The 19,992-nt window shown below is 65.2% G+C and carries 19 protein-coding genes; 11 read left to right on the top strand and 8 right to left on the bottom strand.

Annotated features, from left to right (window positions below; translation table 11 throughout):
- Nucleotides 1-15 precede the first annotated feature (15 nt).
- Together lipA and ACZ46K_RS16630 are read left to right on the top strand one after the other, a co-directional pair.
- Nucleotides 16-1,026, top strand: a complete 1,011-nt coding sequence (lipA, locus tag ACZ46K_RS16635) for a lipoyl synthase (RefSeq protein ID WP_054807648.1) — start codon at nucleotides 16-18, stop codon at nucleotides 1,024-1,026.
- Nucleotides 1,027-1,086: 60 nt separating this feature from the next.
- Nucleotides 1,087-1,827, top strand: coding sequence for a DUF4191 domain-containing protein (locus ACZ46K_RS16630; RefSeq protein ID WP_054810804.1), 741 nt, complete (start codon nucleotides 1,087-1,089; stop codon nucleotides 1,825-1,827).
- Nucleotides 1,828-1,915: 88 nt separating this feature from the next.
- Here ACZ46K_RS16630 and ACZ46K_RS16625 read toward each other — a convergent pair whose 3' ends face one another.
- On the bottom strand, nucleotides 1,916-2,392 hold the full coding sequence (locus tag ACZ46K_RS16625; protein ID WP_054807418.1) for an RDD family protein: 477 nt from the start codon (nucleotides 2,390-2,392) through the stop codon (nucleotides 1,916-1,918).
- Between the two features lie 213 nt (nucleotides 2,393-2,605).
- Between ACZ46K_RS16625 and glnA the strand changes: the two genes are divergently transcribed.
- The gene (gene glnA / locus ACZ46K_RS16620) at nucleotides 2,606-4,042 is read left to right on the top strand and encodes a type I glutamate--ammonia ligase (RefSeq protein ID WP_054807417.1); all 1,437 of its coding nucleotides are present in this window, start codon (nucleotides 2,606-2,608) and stop codon (nucleotides 4,040-4,042) included.
- A 371-nt stretch (nucleotides 4,043-4,413) separates the two neighbouring features.
- Here the strand turns inward: glnA and ACZ46K_RS16615 are convergent, their stop codons facing one another.
- Nucleotides 4,414-4,554 (bottom strand): hypothetical protein, encoded by a 141-nt coding sequence (locus tag ACZ46K_RS16615; RefSeq protein ID WP_464743668.1) that lies wholly within the window; start codon nucleotides 4,552-4,554, stop codon nucleotides 4,414-4,416.
- Between the two features lie 249 nt (nucleotides 4,555-4,803).
- Here ACZ46K_RS16615 and ACZ46K_RS16610 point away from each other — a divergent pair, with 249 nt between their 5' ends.
- The 3 genes from ACZ46K_RS16610 (at nucleotide 4,804) to ACZ46K_RS16600 (ending at nucleotide 8,261) form a co-directional block, all read left to right on the top strand.
- The gene (locus ACZ46K_RS16610; protein ID WP_054807416.1) at nucleotides 4,804-5,232 is read left to right on the top strand and encodes an FUSC family protein; all 429 of its coding nucleotides are present in this window, start codon (nucleotides 4,804-4,806) and stop codon (nucleotides 5,230-5,232) included.
- 193 nt (nucleotides 5,233-5,425) lie between these two features.
- Nucleotides 5,426-6,742: a ClC family H(+)/Cl(-) exchange transporter gene (locus tag ACZ46K_RS16605; protein WP_464743666.1), complete on the top strand. Its 1,317-nt coding sequence runs from the start codon at nucleotides 5,426-5,428 to the stop codon at nucleotides 6,740-6,742.
- A gap of 673 nt (nucleotides 6,743-7,415) precedes the next feature.
- Complete coding sequence (locus ACZ46K_RS16600; protein WP_464743664.1) at nucleotides 7,416-8,261, top strand: DUF222 domain-containing protein; 846 nt, start codon at nucleotides 7,416-7,418, stop codon at nucleotides 8,259-8,261.
- Nucleotides 8,262-8,631: 370 nt separating this feature from the next.
- Here ACZ46K_RS16600 and ACZ46K_RS16595 read toward each other — a convergent pair whose 3' ends face one another.
- Nucleotides 8,632-9,573 (bottom strand): GlxA family transcriptional regulator, encoded by a 942-nt coding sequence (locus tag ACZ46K_RS16595; protein WP_464743662.1) that lies wholly within the window; start codon nucleotides 9,571-9,573, stop codon nucleotides 8,632-8,634.
- A 107-nt stretch (nucleotides 9,574-9,680) separates the two neighbouring features.
- Here ACZ46K_RS16595 and ACZ46K_RS16590 point away from each other — a divergent pair, with 107 nt between their 5' ends.
- Nucleotides 9,681-9,992, top strand: coding sequence for a putative quinol monooxygenase (locus ACZ46K_RS16590; RefSeq protein WP_003941073.1), 312 nt, complete (start codon nucleotides 9,681-9,683; stop codon nucleotides 9,990-9,992).
- A gap of 291 nt (nucleotides 9,993-10,283) precedes the next feature.
- Here the strand turns inward: ACZ46K_RS16590 and ACZ46K_RS16585 are convergent, their stop codons facing one another.
- The gene (locus tag ACZ46K_RS16585) at nucleotides 10,284-10,448 is read right to left on the bottom strand and encodes a hypothetical protein (protein WP_156888995.1); all 165 of its coding nucleotides are present in this window, start codon (nucleotides 10,446-10,448) and stop codon (nucleotides 10,284-10,286) included.
- 176 nt (nucleotides 10,449-10,624) lie between these two features.
- Here ACZ46K_RS16585 and ACZ46K_RS16580 point away from each other — a divergent pair, with 176 nt between their 5' ends.
- From ACZ46K_RS16580 to ACZ46K_RS16570, 3 genes are all read left to right on the top strand, one after another.
- Nucleotides 10,625-11,950, top strand: coding sequence for an ISL3-like element ISPfr2 family transposase (locus ACZ46K_RS16580; RefSeq protein ID WP_464743660.1), 1,326 nt, complete (start codon nucleotides 10,625-10,627; stop codon nucleotides 11,948-11,950).
- Nucleotides 11,951-12,078: 128 nt separating this feature from the next.
- A complete protein-coding gene (locus tag ACZ46K_RS16575; protein ID WP_464743658.1) occupies nucleotides 12,079-12,504 on the top strand; it encodes an HNH endonuclease signature motif containing protein in 426 nt (141 codons plus the stop codon).
- A 337-nt stretch (nucleotides 12,505-12,841) separates the two neighbouring features.
- On the top strand, nucleotides 12,842-13,348 hold the full coding sequence (locus tag ACZ46K_RS16570) for an Lrp/AsnC family transcriptional regulator (RefSeq protein WP_054807189.1): 507 nt from the start codon (nucleotides 12,842-12,844) through the stop codon (nucleotides 13,346-13,348).
- A gap of 111 nt (nucleotides 13,349-13,459) precedes the next feature.
- Here ACZ46K_RS16570 and ACZ46K_RS16565 read toward each other — a convergent pair whose 3' ends face one another.
- Together ACZ46K_RS16565 and ACZ46K_RS16560 are read right to left on the bottom strand one after the other, a co-directional pair.
- Nucleotides 13,460-13,603 (bottom strand): hypothetical protein, encoded by a 144-nt coding sequence (locus ACZ46K_RS16565; protein WP_464743656.1) that lies wholly within the window; start codon nucleotides 13,601-13,603, stop codon nucleotides 13,460-13,462.
- A gap of 50 nt (nucleotides 13,604-13,653) precedes the next feature.
- A complete protein-coding gene (locus ACZ46K_RS16560; protein ID WP_464743654.1) occupies nucleotides 13,654-17,115 on the bottom strand; it encodes an indolepyruvate ferredoxin oxidoreductase family protein in 3,462 nt (1,153 codons plus the stop codon).
- Nucleotides 17,116-17,595: 480 nt separating this feature from the next.
- Between ACZ46K_RS16560 and ACZ46K_RS16555 the strand changes: the two genes are divergently transcribed.
- Nucleotides 17,596-17,925 (top strand): hypothetical protein, encoded by a 330-nt coding sequence (locus tag ACZ46K_RS16555; RefSeq protein ID WP_464743652.1) that lies wholly within the window; start codon nucleotides 17,596-17,598, stop codon nucleotides 17,923-17,925.
- 42 nt (nucleotides 17,926-17,967) lie between these two features.
- Here the strand turns inward: ACZ46K_RS16555 and ACZ46K_RS16550 are convergent, their stop codons facing one another.
- Nucleotides 17,968-19,077: an LLM class flavin-dependent oxidoreductase gene (locus ACZ46K_RS16550; protein ID WP_464743650.1), complete on the bottom strand. Its 1,110-nt coding sequence runs from the start codon at nucleotides 19,075-19,077 to the stop codon at nucleotides 17,968-17,970.
- Entirely contained in the window at nucleotides 19,077-19,931 is an 855-nt protein-coding gene (gene thiM / locus ACZ46K_RS16545; RefSeq protein ID WP_464743648.1) for a hydroxyethylthiazole kinase, read from the bottom strand. The genes ACZ46K_RS16550 and thiM overlap by 1 nt, the downstream gene beginning before the upstream one ends.
- Nucleotides 19,932-19,992: the final 61 nt, after the last annotated feature.

Below are 19,992 nucleotides of genomic sequence, written 5' to 3'. Positions count from 1 at the left end.
CGTACCATCGATGGCGTGACTGTCGCCCCAGAAGGACGCAAGCTGCTGCGGATCGAGACCCGGAACGCGCAGACGCCAATCGAACGTAAGCCCAATTGGATCAAGACTCGCGCCAAGATGGGTCCGGAGTACACCGACCTGAAAGGCCTGGTGCGGCGCGAAGGCCTGCACACGGTCTGCGAAGAGGCCGGGTGCCCCAACATCTACGAATGCTGGGAAGACCGAGAGGCCACCTTCCTGATCGGTGGTGAGCAGTGCACCCGTCGCTGCGACTTCTGCCAGATCGACACGGGCAAGCCCACCGCACTCGACCGCGACGAGCCACGCCGCGTCGCCGAATCGGTGCAGTCGATGGGACTGCGCTATTCGACGATCACCGGTGTCGCCCGCGACGATCTCCCCGACGGCGGCGCCTGGTTGTACGCCGAGACCGTCCGTAAGATTCACGAACTCAACCCCGAAACCGGCGTCGAGAACCTGATCCCGGATTTCAACGGCAAGCCCGAGTTGCTCCAGGAAGTCTTCGAGTCGCGGCCGGAGGTACTCGCGCACAACGTCGAGACCGTCCCGCGAATCTTCAAGCGGATCCGTCCTGCGTTCCGTTACCAGCGGTCCCTCGACGTGATCACCGCTGCCCGCGAGTTCGGGCTCGTCACCAAGTCCAACCTGATTCTCGGTATGGGCGAGTCTCCGGAAGAGGTCACCGAAGCTCTGCACGACCTGCACGACGCAGGCTGCGACATCATCACGATCACGCAGTACCTGCGTCCGTCACCGCGGCATCATCCAGTCGAGCGGTGGGTCAAGCCCGAGGAGTTCGTCGCCCACTCCGAGATGGCCGAGAAGATCGGCTTCGCCGGTGTGATGGCAGGACCGCTCGTGCGTTCGTCGTATCGCGCCGGTCGCTTGTACGCGCAGGCGATGGCTCACCACGGCCGCGAACTGCCTGCCGGTCAGGCGCATCTCGCACAGGTGGGCTCCGCGAGCCAGGAAGCCAGCTCGGTTCTCGCCCGCTTCGGCAGCTAGAAATCGGATGGGTACCCGTGGTGGCAGGCAGTCCACCGCGGGGAAAGTATCCTGGTAGTCATGGCGAAGGGCAGCAAGACCGATAAGGAAGCGAAGGCGGCGGCGAAAGCCGCTCGCAAGCAGGCATCGAAGGAGCGCCGCACACAGCTGTGGCAGGCCTTCCAGATTCAACGCAAGGAAGACAAGGCGCTTCTGCCGTGGATGATCGGTGCGCTCGTCGCCTCGATCGTCGTGTTCTTCGTGATCGGTCTGATCTTCGACATCCACTGGTTCCTGCTGCCGATCGGCATCCTCGTCGGTGTCCTCGCAGCGTTCATCATCTTCGGCCGTCGCGTTCAGAAGTCCGTCTACAAGAAGGCCGACGGTCAGGCAGGCGCGGCAGCGTGGGCCCTCGACAACCTTCAGGGTGCGTGGCGTGTCTCGCAGGCCGTCGCGGGCACCACCCACCTCGACGCGCTGCATCGAGTGATCGGCCGGCCGGGTGTCATCCTCGTCGGTGAAGGCAACCCCGGTCGGATCAAGCCCCTGATGGCGCAGGAGAAGAAGCGCGTTGCGCGCCTCATCGGCGACACTCCGATCTACGAATTCACTGTCGGCAACGAGGAAGGCCAGATTCCGCTGGCACAGCTGCAGAAGCAGTTGAACAAGCTTCCGCGCAACATCGACAACAAGCGGATGGACGCGATCGAAGGCCGACTTTCGGCGCTGAGCACCAAGAAGAGCGGCCCTGCGATGCCGAAGGGCCCGATGCCGGCGGGCGCGAAGATGCGGAGTGTGCAGCGCACAATGCGCCGCCGCTGAACCAACGTCCCCCAACGGCTGAGGGCCGTCGTCCCGATCGGGACGACGGCCCTCAGCCGTTGGAGGAATCAGCCGTCGGAGGAAGACGTCAGCGCGAACGTACGAGTGCGGTACCGGTCGCGCGATCTTGCAACCCCCTGCCGTCGATGTCGGTGACCAGAGCCGGAGCGATGAAGACGAGCAGGAGCTGACGTGAAAGGGCACGGATCAGTCCGACGCGGGCGGGTGTGTCCACACGTAGCACCTGAATCCCGGCGATGAACTGCCCCGGTGTGAACGAGAACAACGTCACTGTGACGATGCCTACACCACACCAGATGAGAAGCGTGTACGCCGACAGCGATGGGCTCTCGAGGGGATTGTCACCTACCAACACCATCGCGATCGCCATCGAGGAGAACCAGTCGATGGCCAGCGCGAGGACCCGTTTCGCCGAGGAGACGATGGCACCCGGTCCGTGTTCGGGAAGTCCGAGCCACTCCCCGGGAAACTTCTGTTCCCCGTCCCGCCCCTGAGGAAGAGCCGCCGAGGGGCCCGATAGCCAACTACCCGTCATCCGCGCCATGGGTCCAGGATAGTCTGGTACGTGCGGACCAGGGCAGACCCGTGCACCCGTCGGTGACCTCTACCACGTTCTTCGGGCCTCACACCAGGACAACCTGATGTGTAACACCGGCGAAACATAGGTTTGACGACCGGGCAACACCGGGTCAATACGGTCTGATCCGACGCAGGCGCCCAGCACCAAATGGCGCGCACCGACTGAAGGAGCACAAGCGTGGCGTTCACCACGGCCGAAGAGGTCTTCAAGTTCATCGCGGACGAGAATGTCGAGTACGTCGACATCCGTTTCACGGACCTGCCCGGCATCGAACAGCACTTCTCCATCCCCGCGAAGGCATTCAACCAGGATGTCTTCGAAGACGGACTGGCATTCGACGGGTCATCCGTCCGCGGATTCCAGTCGATCCACGAGTCCGACATGCTGCTCCTGCCCGACGTGACGACAGCACGCCTGGACCCCTTCCGCGCAGCCAAGACCCTGAACGTCAGCTTCTTCGTCCACGACCCGTTCACCCGTGAGTCCTACAGCCGCGACCCCCGCAACGTCGCCCGCAAGGCCGAGGAGTACCTCGCCAGCACCGGTATCGCCGACACCGCGTTCTTCGGTGCCGAGGCCGAGTTCTACATCTTCGATTCGGTTCGCTACGACTCCGCCATGAACGGCGCGTTCTACGAAGTCGACTCCATCTCGGGTAGCTGGAACACCGGCGCCTCGCACAACGCCGACGGCTCCCCCAACCTCGGCTACAAGGTCCGGGCGAAGGGCGGCTACTTCCCCGTCGCACCGTACGACCACTACGTCGATCTCCGCGACGCGATCTCCACCAACCTGTCGAACGCGGGCTTCGAACTCGAGCGCGGCCATCACGAGGTCGGCACCGGCGGCCAGGCCGAGATCAACTACAAGTTCAACACGCTTCTCGCGGCAGCCGACGATCTGCAGCTCTTCAAGTACATCGTCAAGAACACCGCCTGGCAGCACGGCAAGACCGCCACCTTCATGCCGAAGCCGCTCTTCGGCGACAACGGCTCGGGTATGCACGTGCACCAGTCGCTGTGGAAGGACGGCAAGCCGCTGTTCCACGATGAGGCCGGCTATGCAGGGCTGTCGGATCTCGCTCGCTGGTACATCGGCGGCATCCTGCATCACGCGCCGTCTCTGCTCGCGTTCACCAACCCGACGATCAACTCGTACCACCGCCTCGTGCCAGGCTACGAGGCTCCGATCAACCTGGTGTACAGCCAGCGCAACCGTTCGGCTGCGGTCCGTATCCCGATCACGGGCAACAACCCGAAGGCCAAGCGCCTCGAGTTCCGGGCACCGGACTCCTCGGGCAACCCCTATCTGAACTTCGCGGCTCAGATGATGGCCGGCCTCGACGGAATCAAGAACAAGATCGAGCCTCTCGCTCCGGTCGACAAGGACCTCTACGAGCTTCCGCCGGAGGAGGCCAAGAACATCCCGCAGGCTCCCACGTCGCTCCCCGCGGTCATCGACCGTCTCGAGGCCGACCACGAGTACCTCACCGAGGGTGGCGTGTTCACCACCGACCTGATCGAGACCTGGATCTCGCTCAAGCGTGAGCAGGAGATCGCTCCGGTCAACCTGCGCCCGCACCCCTACGAATTCCAGCTGTACTTCGACTGCTGAGTTGTTCACAGTCGAACGCAGACCGGCTAGATCTGCACGCTGAAATGAGAGTCACCCACGCAACGTCGTGGGTGACTCTCATTTCATGTAGATGCAGGTCCTGCCCTTCTCTGATTCGCCGCATCACCGACACCGCAATGTGTCACGTCGCGACAGGGCGTCCGGTGCGGACGGGTTCGGCACCGGATGCGAGACGCACGATGATCCTCTTGGATGTAGGCGTATTGCATACCTCAGCAACGAAATCCCGGTGTATCAGCTCGTTACCCTCCGGGAAGTACAGCTCTGCGCACTCACGCGCAGTGGGATACGACACGGCCCGGTAACCGCGGAGCACCCGATCCGGCAGGCTTCGCCACCCGCTGAAGATGTCACGATCTGGCCATCGTGCAGAGATCCAATTCGGTCAGGTAGTCCGGGCTCACGAAGATGACGAATCGACCGTGCTCGATACCCCGATACCGGTCGTTCAGGCTGTAGACGGTGGTGCTGTGCTGGTCGTGCGCACCCATGGTCTGAACGATCAGTCGCCCACCTTCACTTCACCCCGTTCGACCGCGATCATACTGTCGACGCTGTCGAGGCCATGCTCTCGTGGCGGTTCGAATCGGAACTCGGCTGCAAGTGGATCGAGGAACTCATCCGGCATCTGCTCCCAGATGCCCCTGGTGTCGGCATGTTGAGGGCGCTAGGGGGCCTCGCCCGCGCACAGGCAACTAGATCGACCGATCTCGCTGCCCCGCAACGCATTACTCGGCTCGGTGGGCAGACTGAGCCTGTGCACTGCGCTGGCATATTCCGCGCTCTATCTCCGGCCGATTCCGCAGGGCTATTGGATCCCGCCGACCGTCGCCCTCGTGATGAAGCCCGACCTGGGGTCCGTATTCGCCCGCGCAATGCTCCGAAGTATCGGCACGGTCGGTGCAGTCGTGGCGGTGGTGATCAGTGCGGCAGCACGAGTGGCCGACGCGAGCACGAGCGCATCTGCATCGAGGACTCCCCCGGCATACGGTCCGGGGGCCGACGAACTCGCGAACCTCCGCCCGATGCTGTCACATTCAGGCGTGACAGCCCATGAACATCCTCGACTATCCGGAGAACTCCACGCTGTGTGCGATGCGACAGCGACGACATCCTGCGGATCGGCACTGACAGGCTCTTCGCGAAACCGGCGGACCCACGACCGTTGATGTGTTCGGCCCGGCGCTCGGGCACGTCGAAAGTGGGGCACCACAATGCCGATTTCAGCGCCGGACTCGCCGTGGATCGGCATACTGTGACTTACGGCCGACGGCCCGTGGCCCATGTTTGTACATCTCGGCGGCATCGGGATCTTCTGCCCCTCCGCGGCAGCGGTCGCCGCCATCTCTCCCGGAGAGGTCGATGGCGGAACCACAAGCCGTACCGGCGGACTCACCTGTTCCCGCCCGCGAGCTCACCGTGATCTGTGTGCTGGCGATCATCGCCGGCGCGGTCATCGGATTCATCGGAGGCGCATTTCGCTGGTGTCTGACAGTCGCCGATGAGTGGCGCGTCCACATGCTCCACTGGGCACACGGTCTACCCGGTCCGAGTTGGCTGATTCCGGTAGGGATCACTGCGCTGTGCGCCGCGTTGGCTGCGCTGATCGTGCGACCCATCCCACTCGCCGCCGGGAGCGGGGTGCAACATGTGGAGGCCGTCGCCCGAGGCCAGGCCGAGCCCCCGCCTCTTCTCGTTCTGCCCGCCAAATTCTTCGGTGGCCTTCTCGCAATAGGATCGGGCCTCGTACTCGGCAGGGAAGGCCCGATAGTACATATGGGGGCGGTGGTCGGCGCTGAATCGGCGCGCAGAGCCCACATGAGCGACGAGCATGTGCGCCTACTGCAAACGTCGGTGGCCGGCGCCGGCCTGGCGGTGGCGTTCAATGCACCGATCGGAGGCGCGCTGTTCGCCTTCGAGGAGGTAACCCGCGGATTCCGGTTCCGCATAGTGGTACCGGTCCTACTGTCCGTGGCAGTCGGCGTCGCCTGCTCCCGACTGATCTTGGGCGATCGACCGGATTTCGACGTCGGCCCCCTCGATCCTCCGTCGATCACACTCCTCCCGGTGTTCGTGGTGTTCGGACTGCTGACAGGACTTTCCGGCGCCCTGTACAACCTGCTTGTGATGCGGTTGCTGGCTACCTCCGACACCCTACGTTCGGTGTCGCCGAGTGTGAGGGCAGCCGTGATCGGCGGAACGATCGGTCTCGTGTCTGTGGTCTCGCCACTCGCCGCGGGTGGCGGCGACACCGTGTCCCAGCACCTGGTCAGTGGCGGGACCATCGCACTACCCATGATGGCCTGGCTGGTCGTGGTCCGATTCGTCGCGGGTCCGCTGTCCTACGCCGCGGGCACTCCCGGCGGCTTGTTCGCTCCGCTGCTCGCGCTCGGGGCCCTCTGGGGCGTGCTGTACGCACGGCTCGCTGAGATCCTGATCCCCGGTATCGATTCCACGCTGGCCGTACCGATGGCGATCGTGGGCATGGCGGCCCTCTTCAGCGCATCCGTGCGGGCTCCGCTCACCGGAATCGCGCTGGTCGTGGAGATGACGGGGACGACAAGCGTCACGGTACCCATGCTCCTCGCATCGGCAGGAGCAGTGATCGTCGCTCACCTTGTCGGGGTCGCACCGATCTACGACAGCCTCCGCGAGCGGATGCTCGCCTCCCACAAGTGACCTGCATCTTAACGTGCCCTTCAACGGTGCCTGCTCTTTCCCGCGACGACGCCGCGACCACACCACCGGAATAGTCACCCCTTGGGCAACACCAACTGCCCGTCGCGGATCCGGAAACCGCGTCGGGTGTATTCGAGCGACGGCAACGTCTTTTTCCGGGATTTGTAGCGGGGACGACCATGGCCTTGACGGTGACGAGGCCTCCAACGCCTGCGCGTAGGTGCGGAGCATCTGCTGCTGCGCGACCTGAGGGCCCTCCCGCAACCAGGGCGAGCGGGCTCGGGTCTCGTTCGACAGCGCGCCCAGTCTCTTGAAGTTCGGTTTCCGGCCGGTGTTGGGTTGGTGGACGGCTTCGTTCCACAGGAATCGGCAGCGATGCCATTCCTGGATCAGGGCGCGTTCGGCGAGCGCGCCCGGCCTCAGCCGGTAGTGGTAGCGCACGACCTCGGTCCCCATGCCCGGCACCGTAACCGGACCCACTCACAAGGTTCACTCGGCCCGATTCGGTTGCCCTACGCAGCCCCACCCCTTGGAAGGAGGACGGCGCATCCCTCCTCGTGAACGAATGTCCGCGCTGAACACCAGATGACGCAATGAGCTACACCTCTCGATAAATCGAACACATGAACTAATTGGTCTTGATTCTCGCATGTGTGTTCTATACAATTCGATCATGGGTGGGGAACTCTGGAAACTCGACAACAAGCAACTGAGGGCCGAGACACTCGCCGTCTCCGCCGAAATCCACACCGCGCAGGTGCACCGCGTGGATCTGATGATCGCGATGTACGAACGCGACACCGTCAAAGACCACGGCTACCGCAGCCCCGCCCACTGGCTCGCCGCAGCAACCAACCTCGAACTCGGTGAATGCCACCGCATCGAATCACTGGCTCGTCTACTACGACTCGAACCGGAAGTGCGTGAGGCATACAGCTCGGGGCTGCTCGACGCAGACAAAGCCCGCCAGATCGCGTACTTCTGCCAGCACTATCCACGGAATATGAGCCCGTGCGACTTCGAGAAAGCCCGCACCATCCTCATCGACCACGCCAGCGAGAAAGTCGCCACCAAAGCGACCGTGCGAGCGCTGATCCGCCGCCTCGAACACCTCTACGGCACCGGCGACGGACCACCACCCCGTGAAGATTCCACACGCAACGAACTGTTCGTCTCCACCACCCTGCACGGGCGTGTGGTGATCACAGGCGACTTCGATGCCGTCACCGGCGCCCGCCTCCGGCACCTGCTTTCACCACTGTCGGCACCGAGGCCCGAAACGAACGGCATCACCGACGACCGGCCGGCATCCAAACGCACCGCGGATGCGTTCGAGCAACTCTTGCAGTGCGTCGAAGCCGCCGGACTCGTCCCCGTCGAAGGTGGTGTGAAACCGCACGTGACGGTCACGGCGTCGATCACGGATCTGACCAAGAACACCGCCGTCAAAGAACTCTTCGCGAACTCCCCGGAACAGGGATACGCGACCGAACCGGGCTCTTCCCAGATGAGGGTGTAGGTCGGTCGGGCGCGTCGGTCCGCAGATAGACGTCGAGGTCTCCCGACGATGGAGGTTCCTACGCCATCCATCCGAAAGACCTCGACGTGACCGACACAACCCCGCCGGCCGGCTTCGGCCGCCCTGACCTCACCGCCTTCGCGGCTCATCCCAATCGACCCTGATCGGGTCTGCTGACCCCCTCGACGAGAACGCAGCGACATCACAGCCACCCAACCCCGACCGTCCGGGAAGCTGGGGCACGTCACACGGCCTGTGCTGCGGGCGTGTCGAGTGGGTCGTCCAGGGGCGACGCAGGAGCGTCGACGCGACGTGCTGAGAGGTGGTTCCAACCGAGCGCTAGGACACTGGCTACAGGCATGGCGATAGGTCAGGAACGGCGTCGCTCCCTGCGCAGGAGGGAGCGCAGAGTCTCGGCGTTCGCGTAGCCGACCCGTAGCGCGATCTCGGCGGAGGTGAGGTCCGTGGTTGCTGAGAGGTGCCGAGCTCGTTCGATGCGAAGCCGTTGGACGAAGCCGAGCGGAGTGAGGTTGAGCGCCGCACGGACTCGTCGTTCGAGGGTGCGCCGGCTGGTGCCGAGCGACTGCGCGACGAAGGCGACGTTGAACGGTTCGTCCAGGCGGGCGCGCACGAAGCGTTCGAACTCGACGACGATCGGGTCCTCGTGCCGGAGATGTTCGTAGGCGACGAAGGCCGCCTGCGACGGACGCTCGTCGATGATGAGGAGCTTGGCGACATGTTGGGCCAGGTCGGGGCTGATCGATCGCACGAGTGAGAGCGCGAGGTCGATGTGGGCGAACGCGGCGCCGGCGGTGACGAGGTTCCCGTCGACCACGACCATGGTGTCGAGATCGAGGGCGACGGTCGGATAGCGCTTCAGGAACTCCGGCCCCAGGAACCAGCTGGTCGTCGCCCGCCGATGATGCATCCGTCCGGTCTCGGCGACGGCGAACACGCCGGTGCACGCCGCGGCGATCCGGGTGGTCGCCTCGTCGAGGCGCCCGAGCGAGGCGATGACCGAACGAGCATCTCGGCTCTGGAGGGCGTCGTTGGTAGCGGCGGCCGTGAGGGTTCCAAGCGCAGGGACGACGACCACGTCGAACTCTCCGGACTCCGACAGCGGGTGGTCAACCGACAGGGTCATCGATGCCGTCGTGGTCACTCGCCGTTTCGGTCCGAGGATGGCGAGTTCGATCGGGTCGATCCGCGGGTCGATATCGCTGCGGGCTCCGTCGGCCACCCGCACGATGTCGATGATCGACGCGATAGCCGAACCGAAGCAGCCGTCGATCGCGATCAGTCCGATACGCATGACGTAAACAATAGCAATACTGCCGTATACGCCACTCCCCACCGGCCCTCGCTCGTCATACGCTGAACTCGTCCCACGAAGAACCCCGATTTCAAGGAGAGTCCCTCATGTCCACACCCGCATCACTTCCGTATGCCTTCGTCGCCAAGATCGTCGCGGCCGATGGACAGCACGACGCGCTCGCCGATCTGCTCGCCGGCGCTGTCGCGCTCGCCAACGAAGAAGTAGGAACGATTGTCTGGTTCGCGGTCAGGACCCACGCCGACACCTTCTGGATCTTCGATGCATTCCCCGACGAGGCCGCTCGCGACGCCCACGCCAACGGCGCCATCGTCGCAGCCCTGATGGCCAACCAGCACCTCCTCGGCGCAGCACCCGAGATCCTGGCGGCCGACGTCCTCGCGTCCAAGCTCCCGTAGTCCGCCAACGCACGAGACGATCGCGCCCCGCCGAGCCGTCGCCAGGTCGCGACGCAACGCCACGCTGCGTTGCCGAGCGGTGCGAGGCCTATCGGCACACGGACAGGATGCCGGCCGCGAGCGCTCAGCCGGCGAGGGGTCCGTCGCAGAGGAGAGCGACGTCGGTGTCGGGCAGAGCCGTGAGGCCAGCGCATCGCGCGACCACCAGAACCGAACCGCCCCTGCCCTGCGTTTCCGCAGGTCAGGGGCTGTTCGCCGGAGCCGCCTGTCGGAATCGAACCGACGACCTAATCACGTCGGCTTTGCGTCTATCGCCTGATGCGCCCACTGGGCGAACGAGCCGCTGACCTGCGCAAACGCCGAGCGTGGGGGACGCCGCCATCCGGTGGTGACCGACGACGACCGACCAGTACCGACCGTTTCACCGGAGCTTGCGGCGGCGTCGAAGCCGAGCAAGCTCCATTCCTTTAGCTCACCGCGCCCTCCTCCTCGCCGGTCCCGTCTTCGTCGAAGACGTTTCAGGGGTCTTCTCAGATGCCGGTGTAGGTCGGCCGGGCGCGTCGGTCCGCAGATAGACGTCGAGGTCTCCCGACGACGGAGGTTCCTACGCCATCCATCCGAAAGACCTCGACGTGACCGACACAACCCCGCCGGCCGGCTTCGGCCGCCCTGACCTGACCGCCTTCGCTCGACTCGACGGCCTCGGTCTGAGCGTGACCGGGCAACGACTTGAACCGGATCGTGCGGTCCTAGCGTGCCGCGTGGTGGAACCAGATCAGTGGTGCCGACGGTGCGGCAGCGAAGGCGCTGCTCGTGACACCGTGATCCGGCGGTTGGCCCACGAGCCGCTGGGCTGGCGACCGACCGTGCTGGAAGTTGTAGTGCGCCGCTACCGCTGTGCCGACTGCGGACACGTGTGGCGCCAAGACACCAGCGCCGCTGCGGAGCCACGCGCGAAGCTCTCGCGCACCGGGTTGCGGTGGGCGCTGGAAGGGATCGTGGTCGCACACCTCACCGTCGCCCGTGTCGCCGAGGGACTCGGGGTCGCGTGGGACACCGCCAACAACGCGGTCCTGGCCGAAGGCAATCGGCTGCTGATCAACGACCCCACGCGGTTCGAGGGCGTGAAGGTCATTGGCGTCGATGAGCACGTCTGGCGCCACACCAGGCGTGGCGACAAGTACGTCACCGTGATCATCGACCTCACCCCGGTCCGCGATGGCGCCGGCCCAGCAAGGCTGCTGGACATGGTCGAGGGCCGGTCGAAGGCGGCGTTCAAGACCTGGCTCGCCGACCGCGACGACGCCTTCCGTGACGCGGTCGAGGTGGTCGCGATGGACGGCTTCACCGGGTTCAAGACCGCCGCTGCGGAGGAGATCCCGGACGCGGTCACGGTGATGGATCCCTTCCACGTCGTGCGCCTGGCCGGTGACGCCCTCGACAGGTGTCGGCGCCGGGTCCAACTCGCGATCCACGGGCACCGTGGGTTCAGGGACGACCCGCTCTACAAGTCGCGGCGCACGCTGCACACCGGCGCGGACCTGCTCACCGACAAGCAGAGCGACAGGCTACGCGCGCTGTTCGTTGATGACGCTCACGTCGAGGTCGAGGCGACCTGGGGTGTCTACCAGCGCATGATCGCCGCCTATCGCCACGAGGACCGGCAACGTGGCCGCGAGCTCATGAAGAAGCTGATCACCGACCTCAGCGCCGGCGTCCCCAAGGTGCTCACCGAGCTCACCACCCTGAGCCGGACCCTGAAGAAGCGAGCCGCTGACGTGCTCGCCTACTTCGAACGACCCGGCACCAGCAACGGGCCGACCGAGGCGCTCAACGGACGGCTCGAACACCTGCGCGGCTCCGCACTCGGGTTCCGCAACCTGACCAACTACATCGCCCGAAGCCTGCTCGAGACCGGCGGCTTCAGACCCCAACTCCTACACCCCCGATTGGGATGAGCCCTCAACGGACGGCTCGAACACCTGCGCGGCTCCGCACTCGGGTTCCGCAACCTGACCAACTACATCGCCCGAAGCCTGCTCGAGACCGGCGGCTTCAGACCCCAACTCCTACACCCCCGATTGGGATGAGCCCCGAACCGTGGGCCGGACCGTTGTCGATCGACACCGCCCGGATGCTCGCCTGCGACTGCCAGGTCACTCGGATCCTGCTCGACGAACACGGCGTGCCGTTGGCGCACGGCCGGACGCACCGTTCCGCGACGAGGGCGCAACGCCGAGCGTTGACTGTGAGAGACGGCGGACGTGCTTTCCCGGGGTGCACCACCCCACCGGCGTGGGCGGATGCCCACCACATTGACCACTGGGTCGACGGCGGCGACACCGACCTCGACAATCTGGTGCTGCCCTGCGGACATCATCACCGGTTGATGCATCACACCGAGTGGGAAGTCGAGATGACCGAAGAGCTTCGGCCGCAGTTCATTCCACCCGGGAGTGTGGATCTGTTCCGGAAGCCGATAACCGGGAACAGGCCGGATCTGGTCGTCTGACCCACACGCAAAAGAACCAAGAGAACACAGCCACCGTCACCAGGGCACTCGTGTGCCCTGACGACGGTGGCCGCGTTGCCTCCTTGCCCTGCCACACCGGCTCGGGCTCCCTGACCTCTCCCTGTGCCGCGGCCAGCTCAGCAGCATCCGCCGCGAGCCCACACGACCGGCGGGCGAAACAGCCCACGGGGATACGCGCACGATACCGTCGGCTGTATTTGCATGAGCAATTCAATGCGGCAATCATGGCACTGCAGTGATTCGCGCCAAGGACTTTCGGTTCAGCTGATCAGTATGGTCAACTAGTGATGCGAATCATAAGGGAAAGGACATCACCGTGTTCAGTCTCGACCGGCTCGACACCGCTCTCCTCGCAGAGCTCACGCACAACCCGAGGGCGGGCATCGTCGATCTCTCGGCCAAGCTCGGCGTCGCGCGCAACACTGTCCAATCGCGAATCAAGAGACTCGAGGAGTCGGGCGCGGTCACCGGATACCGACCGGTCGTCGACCTCCCCAAGCTGGGCCTCCCCCTCCAAGCATTCATCGGCGCCGAACTCGTCCAGGCGCGGATGGGCCACGCGATCGCCGAACTCGAGCGATTCCCCGAGATCCTCGAAGTGCACGCGACGACAGGGAGGGAAGATCTCCTGATCAGAATGGCCGCCCAGTCACAGGAAGACCTGCTGCAGGTCCTCGAACGCATCCACGGTATCGAAGGGGTCGCGCACACCACCACAACGCTGGCGCTCACCACCCCCGTGGCGTATCGCACGCAGCCACTTCTCGAACATCTCACCCGAGATGCGGGACACGGACGCTCGACTCCGTCCACCCGGCCCTGACGGCCCATCCGCACGAGACAGCCATCCGCACGACGCACTGCACACGGACATGGACATGGACATGGACATGGACATGGACACGGAGGGAGTCGCCCACGGCGGCTCCCTCCATCATTTCTGTGACACAGGATCGAGGCGCTGCTCCGCAATCCGGTTCACGGCAGCGCCGGGTGTGATGTCCAGTGCCCGCGACAGATCGAAGACTCCGTGAGTGGGGTCGGTGGAACTCGCTCGGGCAGCGGTGGACGTGGCCACGTGCGGCCTCCCTTCGGGGGGATGTGAATCAGATTGTAGGAGAGAACAACTCAGAAATCGGTATCGACGCCGAGCTCGACGAGCCGCGTGCGGTACTGCTCGATGGAGCGCAGTTTGATGTCCTCGTAGCCGCGAACCATCTCGGGCAGCTCCGCGATCTGTACGGCTCGGTCGTACGACTCGGTGCTCAGATCGGCCACGATCCGCGCGATCGTGGCGGTGTAGTGCGCGAGCAACACACGTTCCGTCCGCCGGACGTGGGCGTAGCCGAACGGGTCGAACCGGGTACCGCGCAAGCGCTTCGCTTTGGCCAGCATCCGCAGGGTCGCATGCGACTTCGGTCCGAACCCCACCTTCTTGCTGCGGCCGAGGGCCCGCAGGACAGGCGGATGCAGGCGGTAGGTGAGCTGGTAGCCACCGGGCACCTGGGCCTGTACGTCGTCGACGAACGCGGGGTCGACGAGTAGACGTGCGACCTCGTATTCGTCCTTGTAGGCCGTGAACTTGAACAGGCCTCGGGCCACGGCCTCACTGAGGTCGGTGCGGTCCGTGAGGCGACGTTCGGCCGCCCACACGGACTGCACCCGATCGATGTACCGGGCGGCGAGAGCCTCGTCCTGGAAATCGATCAGTGCGGCAGCACGGATCGTCAGCAGTCGCTGCACTTCACCGTAGAAAGTGGTGCCGTCGAACAACCGGTCCGGTGCGATCGTCACGGCACGGTCTCGGCGTGCCGGTTCGGTGGCCTCGCGGAACGCATCGGGGTCGGCGATCGCCGCGCGCCCCCACCGGAATGCTGCGGTGTTGGTCGCCACCGCGACACCGTTGATCTCGATCGCTTCCTCGATGGCGTCTGCCGGGATCTGCAGTCCTCCGAGCTGGTGCGCGGCGCCCACGATGAGGAAGTTCGCGGCGGCGGCCTCACCGAACAGCGCATGCGACGCCGCGAGCGCGTCGAACGAGGCCAGTTCGCGGGTCGTCGCGTCGAGCCGGGCGAGCAGACCGTCCTCGTCGGGGTGACGGATCGACCGGTCGTACACCATGTCTCCGGTGGGCGTGCGGCTCGTCGATGCGACCGCGACGGTCGCGGCGGTGCTCGCGTAGGCGAGATTCTTCGGATCGGTGGCGGTGAGCAGATCCAGCGCTAGGAGACAGGATGCCCCGCCAGTGCCGACGCGATTGCCCGGCTCGAGGTCGCCCACCGCGAAACGCAGATGGGAGACCACCGGGCCTGCCTTCTGGCTCATCCCGATCTGGTCGAGCGATTCGACCTCGAATCCGGCACGCAGCGCCGCAGTGGCGAGCACCTGGTTGACGGTGACGATGCCGGTACCCCCGATTCCGGCGAGGAAGACGTTGCTGGTCGCGGCCGGGACGTCACCGGCGATGTCCGGTACGGCGGGCGGTGCCGGGATGGTACGTCGCTCGAGCGTGCGTTCCGGTGCCGCCTCGACCGTGACGAACGACGGGCAGTCCCCGTCGAGGCACGAGTAGTCGGTGTTGCACGACGATTGGTCGATCCGGGTCTTGGATCCGAATTCGGTGTCGACAGGCTGGACCGACAGGCAGTTGCTCTTGACGCCGCAGTCTCCGCAACCCTCACAGACCGCCTCGTTGACGACCACTCGGGTGGTGCGGGCGGGCAGGGTGCCACGCTTCCGCTGCCTACGTGCATCGGCCGCACAGTGCTGGTCGTAGATGAGCACGGTGACGCCCGGGACTTCGCGTAGCAGTTTCTGTGCTTCGTCGAGCCGGTCGCGGTGCCAGACCACAGTGCCGCGAGCGAGGGTGCGCTTGCGGTGTCGCTTGGGTTCGTCAGAACAGATGATGATCTTGCGAACGCCCTCGGTGGTGAGTTTGTGAGTCAGGGCGGGGATCTTCAGGGCGCCTTCTGCATCCTGCGCGCCGGTCATCGCAACAACGTCGTTGTAGAGCAGCTTGTAAGTGATGTTCACGCCGGCCGCGACACATGCCTGGACGGCGAGCTGGCCCGAGTGGAAGAAGGTTCCGTCGCCGACGTTCTGGAACATGTGCTCGATGTCGGTGAAGGGTGCCTGCCCTATCCATTGGGCGCCCTCCCCACCCATCTGGGTCAGACCCGTGACGGCGCTGTCGGTGCGTCCGGACAGGGTGACGAGGGTGTGGCAGCCGATTCCGCCGCCTCCGATCGACCCCTCGGGCAGGGCAGTGGAGCGGTTGTGGGGGCAGCCGCTGCAGAAGTACGGGGTGCGCGAGGTCGAGAGGACTTCGAGTGGCAGTTGCGGGAGGGGCCCCGGCCCGAGTTCAAGGTACTTGCGCAACACCCGACGCAGCGGTCCGCGGATCCGGCCGGCGGTCAGTTCACCGTCGAAAGGCACGAGCGGACGCCCTTCCGCATCCTTCTTGCCGAGGATGCGCGGCGCGGAATCCGTCCCGTAGAGGATCTCTCGGATCTGGGTTTCGACGAATGCCGTCTTGTCCTCGACGACGATCAGCTCGTCGAGTCCGCGCGCGAAATCATGGACGAGGTCCGGGCCGATGGGATAGGGCATTCCGATACGCAGCAACCGAATTCCCGCGCGGTGCAGGTCCGCATCGGCGACACCGAGGTCGAGCAGGGCCTGCCGCAGCGCGTCGAAGGTGGTTCCGGTGGCCGCCAAGCCGATCCGAGCGTGCGGTGGGTCGATCTCGATGACGTCGAGTGCGTTGGCCTTGCCGTAGGCCAGGACGGTCTTCCATCGCGGCCCGTACAGGTCCGCCTCGGCGATCACGCTTTCGCCGGGCGCCGCCATCGGCCGCTGACGGTACATGAACGGCCGCCCTTCCCATTCGACTTCGGGGACGGTGATGGACAGATCCGTCACCGATCCGTCGATCGACCAGGCCCCGTCGGCGACGTCGGCGACGATCTTGAGCGCGACCACACATCCGGACGCGCGAGACAAGGCGACACCGTGGAGTCCCATCGTGACGATCTCAGCGGCGTTGCGCGGGTACAGCACGGGGATTCCCAGTGCCGCGAGAGACCGTTCACTCACGGCGGGCACGGTGGAGGATTTCGACGCCGGGTCGTCTCCGACCATCAGCAGCATTCCGCCGTGCGGGTCGACGCCGTACATGTTGGCGTGACGCAGCGCGTCGGTGGCGCGGTCGAGTCCGGGCCCCTTCCCGTACCAGACGCCGACCACTCCGTCGTGGGTGCGCGTACCGGCTCCGAGCTGCCCCTGACTTCCCCACACCGAGGTCGCTGCGAGTTCCTCGTTCAATCCGGGGGTGAAGGTGATGTCATGTTCGGCGAGCACGTTCGGCATGCCGTGCAGCATCTTGTCGAGACCGCCGAGTGGGCTGCCTTGGTACCCGGAGACAAATGTGGCGACGCGGCGCCCGTCGCGGATGTCGCGCACGTGCTGTTCCACAAGTTGCCGCGCAATCGCCTGCACGCCGGTGAGCAGCACCGTGCCGGAGCCGGACCGGTATCGGTCGTCGAGATCGTAGGGATGTCGTTCACTTCCGCGGATCACGGTCTCCGTCATCGCGCACCACCATTCCTTCGTGCGGCACCCGCGCTCATCGTGCCGATTCGATCAGCTCATTTGGTGCAGCAATAGTGGGTTTAACTACCAGAACAAGTCAATAGAATCCACAACAACGAATCAGAATGACATCATGTGACCCACGGCACATCCACCAGGTGCGCATCGTGATCAGTTACCACGCCCAGCGCTCGCCGACGGCGAACCCACTGCACTCACGAAAGCCACTTGCACACGCGCGTACAGTTGATGAGGTACGACACATTTTGCCGAAAGCCCCGGCAGAATTGTCCAGGGTGCGTTATGTCCCTTACTTCTTGCCGCCGAGGTGTCTTCGCTCGTGTGGGGGCGGGAAATCAGCGCATCCGGTCGACAGAAGCGCGCGTCGTCGCTCTGCCGGCCCAGATCACCGGGCGCACCGGGTACCGGCACGCCTGGGCAGAGCACTGAATACCGACCTGTCTCCGAAAGGAGGCCGTCATGCGTACGACTCTTTCGGCCGCGGCATGTGCAGCCGCCGGCGCCCTGCTTCTGAGCCCTCTGGCGGCGGGAATTGCAACAGCACAGAATGCACCGAACACCGTGGGAATGACCCAGGAACAGGCCACCACGACGTTGACCGACTCGAATGTGCCCTGGCGCATCATCAGTCGCGCCGGCAGCACCCTCCAGGAGTGCACGGTGACCGAACAACGAGACCTCGGCTACTACACCGAGACCGAACAGGAGTGGGATTCGGACAAGCAGGAGTGGAAATCGGTCGAGGTCGACGTGTGGCGGGGTGTCGGGCTGATCATCCTCTGCAACTGAAGACGACGTGCAAGGCCGAGCTGCTCGGTTGCTCGCACAACCTCACAGCTCGCGGAATCTCGGAATCAAGTGCTCGGCAACATGATTCGCCTCGTCGATGAGCGGCCAGCCCGCAAGGATCAGGCTGGTCAGCCCGGTCTTGTCGCGTAGCGCACGGACGTGTCCGGCGATCTCGTCGGGTGCACCCGCGTAGTACACCGCCGACGAACCGGTAGCGAAGATGTCCAGTGGCGACCATGCCGTGATTCCCGCGTAGAGCCCGTCTCCGAGGTACAGATCCCTCGGCTCGGGCAACTTGCCCGCATTGATCGCGTCGACCCAGCCCTGACGTTGCCCGTCGCGGGCGACGAAGGTGGTCAGGTCCTGTTGTCCGTGAGTGCGACGGCGGACCGCATTGTCGAGCACTTCACGGATCCGATCGATACCGGCGTCCTCGAACAACGACCGGAACCGGTCGAGCGCCTCGGTCTGCGTCGGCCGCACGATAACGCCCGACAACGCACCGAAATCGGTGTATTCGCGCCCTTGGGCTGCCGCGGACTCACGGGCCGCAGTGAACTTGGCATCGACGAAGGTCGTCTCGCGCAACATGATCAGGTAGGCGTCGAGCACCTTGCCGGCGTTCTCCAGCCCGGCCGGTGAATCGCCGGTGCCCCACAGCGGTACCGTATGACCACCGGCGGGCGGGTCGATGCGCAGCGGCGTGTTCGGGAAATTCGATTCCGTGCCCTCAGCGTAGATCCGATGGAAATCGGCCCAGTACTGCTCGCCGAGTTCGTAGCGCCGATCGTGCTCGACGTTCATGTCGTACTTGGTGAGGATGTTCTCGCGTCCGTTGACGGAGTTGATCATCAGTCGGCCACCAGTGAAGGCGTCGAAGGTGAGCGCCTTCTCGGCGAGCAACCGGGCCGGTGTCATATTGGCGTACACCGCGACGAGGAACTTCATCCGGCTGGTGTGCGCGGCAGCCCAGGTCGCGGAGATGAACGGATCGTTCGGCCAGGTCGCGACGAGCGCGCCGTCGAAACCGCCCTCGTCGATCGTCTTGGCGAGCTCGATCTGCCGCGTCCCGTCGACGGGAAACAGCCCGTCGGGGCTCCACGGATAGTCGCCGTCGGCCTGGGTGAGGTACCAGAAAGTCTTGATGCCCATCAGTTCTCGTCCTTCTTCGGCAGTTCGAATGCCTCGACACGGGCGTGACGCCGCACAGTGTCGGCGTCGACCGCGTACAGCGCGTCGAGGTAGGCCACAGCGAACGACCCCGGGCCGGTCGAGTTCTGCTCGGCGATCTCGGCCGCGACAGCAACGTGCGTGTGTGCGGCGGCCAGACCGATCAGCGCGGTCGGCGCGACTGCGAGATAGGCGGCGACGAGGCCACCGAGTGAGCATCCCGTGGAGGTCACGCGGGGCAGCATGGCGCTGCCGCCTGCGATGCGCAGACCGATGACCGCACCGTCGCGACCACGGCCCACCAGGTAGTCGACCGATCCCGACGCGGACACCGCATCGGAAGCCTCGAGCAGCGCGAGCGCGGCGGGGATCGCTGCCGCCGCTTCGTCGGCGCTGTCGACGCCGCGGGTGTCGCCGCCCCGACCCGCGAGCGCGATGATCTCGGAGGCGTTTCCACGGATCGCGGTGGGCCGGTATGCGAGCAGGTCTGCGGCGAGTCCGGTGCGCCACGGCAGCCCACCGACACCGACCGGGTCGAGCACCCATGGGGTCCCCGCGTCGTGCGCGGCCGCTGCCGCTGCCGTGAAGGCAGCAGCGGTTCCGTCGTCGGGCGTCCCGAGGTTGACCAGCACTCCCCCAGCGATGCGCGCGAAGCCGCCTGCTTCGTGGACATTGTCGATATGGGCGTTGCTGGCACCCGCCGCGAGCAGAACATTGGTCAGGAAGTTCGCGGACACGATGTTGGTCAGCGACTGTACGAGCGGGGTGCGTGCACGTAGCGTGTCGAGAGCATCGGCGAGGTCATCGATCGTCGGCGCGTTCGTCGTGGAGGTCATGAGGTTCCTGTCACAAGGATGTCGGGTGTGGCTGGATCGAGGGTCGGCACGCACGGTGCCC

This window comes from Rhodococcus sp. JCM 9793 (assembly GCF_055380405.1).
This window is presented reverse-complemented; position numbering and strand designations above follow the sequence as displayed.

Bases quoted from the DNA above. Each gene is read 5' to 3' on its own strand.
- ACZ46K_RS16630 (WP_054810804.1), top strand. From the start codon at position 1,087: ATGGCGAAGGGCAGCAAGACCGATAAGGAAGCGAAGGCGGCGGCGAAA.
- ACZ46K_RS16575 (WP_464743658.1), top strand. From the start codon at position 12,079: ATGAGCCCCGAACCGTGGGCCGGACCGTTGTCGATCGACACCGCCCGG.
- ACZ46K_RS16560 (WP_464743654.1), bottom strand. From the start codon at position 17,115: ATGACGGAGACCGTGATCCGCGGAAGTGAACGACATCCCTACGATCTC.
- ACZ46K_RS16595 (WP_464743662.1), bottom strand. From the start codon at position 9,573: ATGCGTATCGGACTGATCGCGATCGACGGCTGCTTCGGTTCGGCTATC.
- thiM (WP_464743648.1), bottom strand. From the start codon at position 19,931: ATGACCTCCACGACGAACGCGCCGACGATCGATGACCTCGCCGATGCT.
- ACZ46K_RS16615 (WP_464743668.1), bottom strand. From the start codon at position 4,554: ATGGGTGCGCACGACCAGCACAGCACCACCGTCTACAGCCTGAACGAC.
- ACZ46K_RS16605 (WP_464743666.1), top strand. From the start codon at position 5,426: ATGGCGGAACCACAAGCCGTACCGGCGGACTCACCTGTTCCCGCCCGC.
- ACZ46K_RS16590 (WP_003941073.1), top strand. From the start codon at position 9,681: ATGTCCACACCCGCATCACTTCCGTATGCCTTCGTCGCCAAGATCGTC.
- ACZ46K_RS16600 (WP_464743664.1), top strand. From the start codon at position 7,416: ATGGGTGGGGAACTCTGGAAACTCGACAACAAGCAACTGAGGGCCGAG.
- ACZ46K_RS16550 (WP_464743650.1), bottom strand. From the start codon at position 19,077: ATGGGCATCAAGACTTTCTGGTACCTCACCCAGGCCGACGGCGACTAT.
- ACZ46K_RS16555 (WP_464743652.1), top strand. From the start codon at position 17,596: ATGCGTACGACTCTTTCGGCCGCGGCATGTGCAGCCGCCGGCGCCCTG.
- ACZ46K_RS16625 (WP_054807418.1), bottom strand. From the start codon at position 2,392: ATGGCGCGGATGACGGGTAGTTGGCTATCGGGCCCCTCGGCGGCTCTT.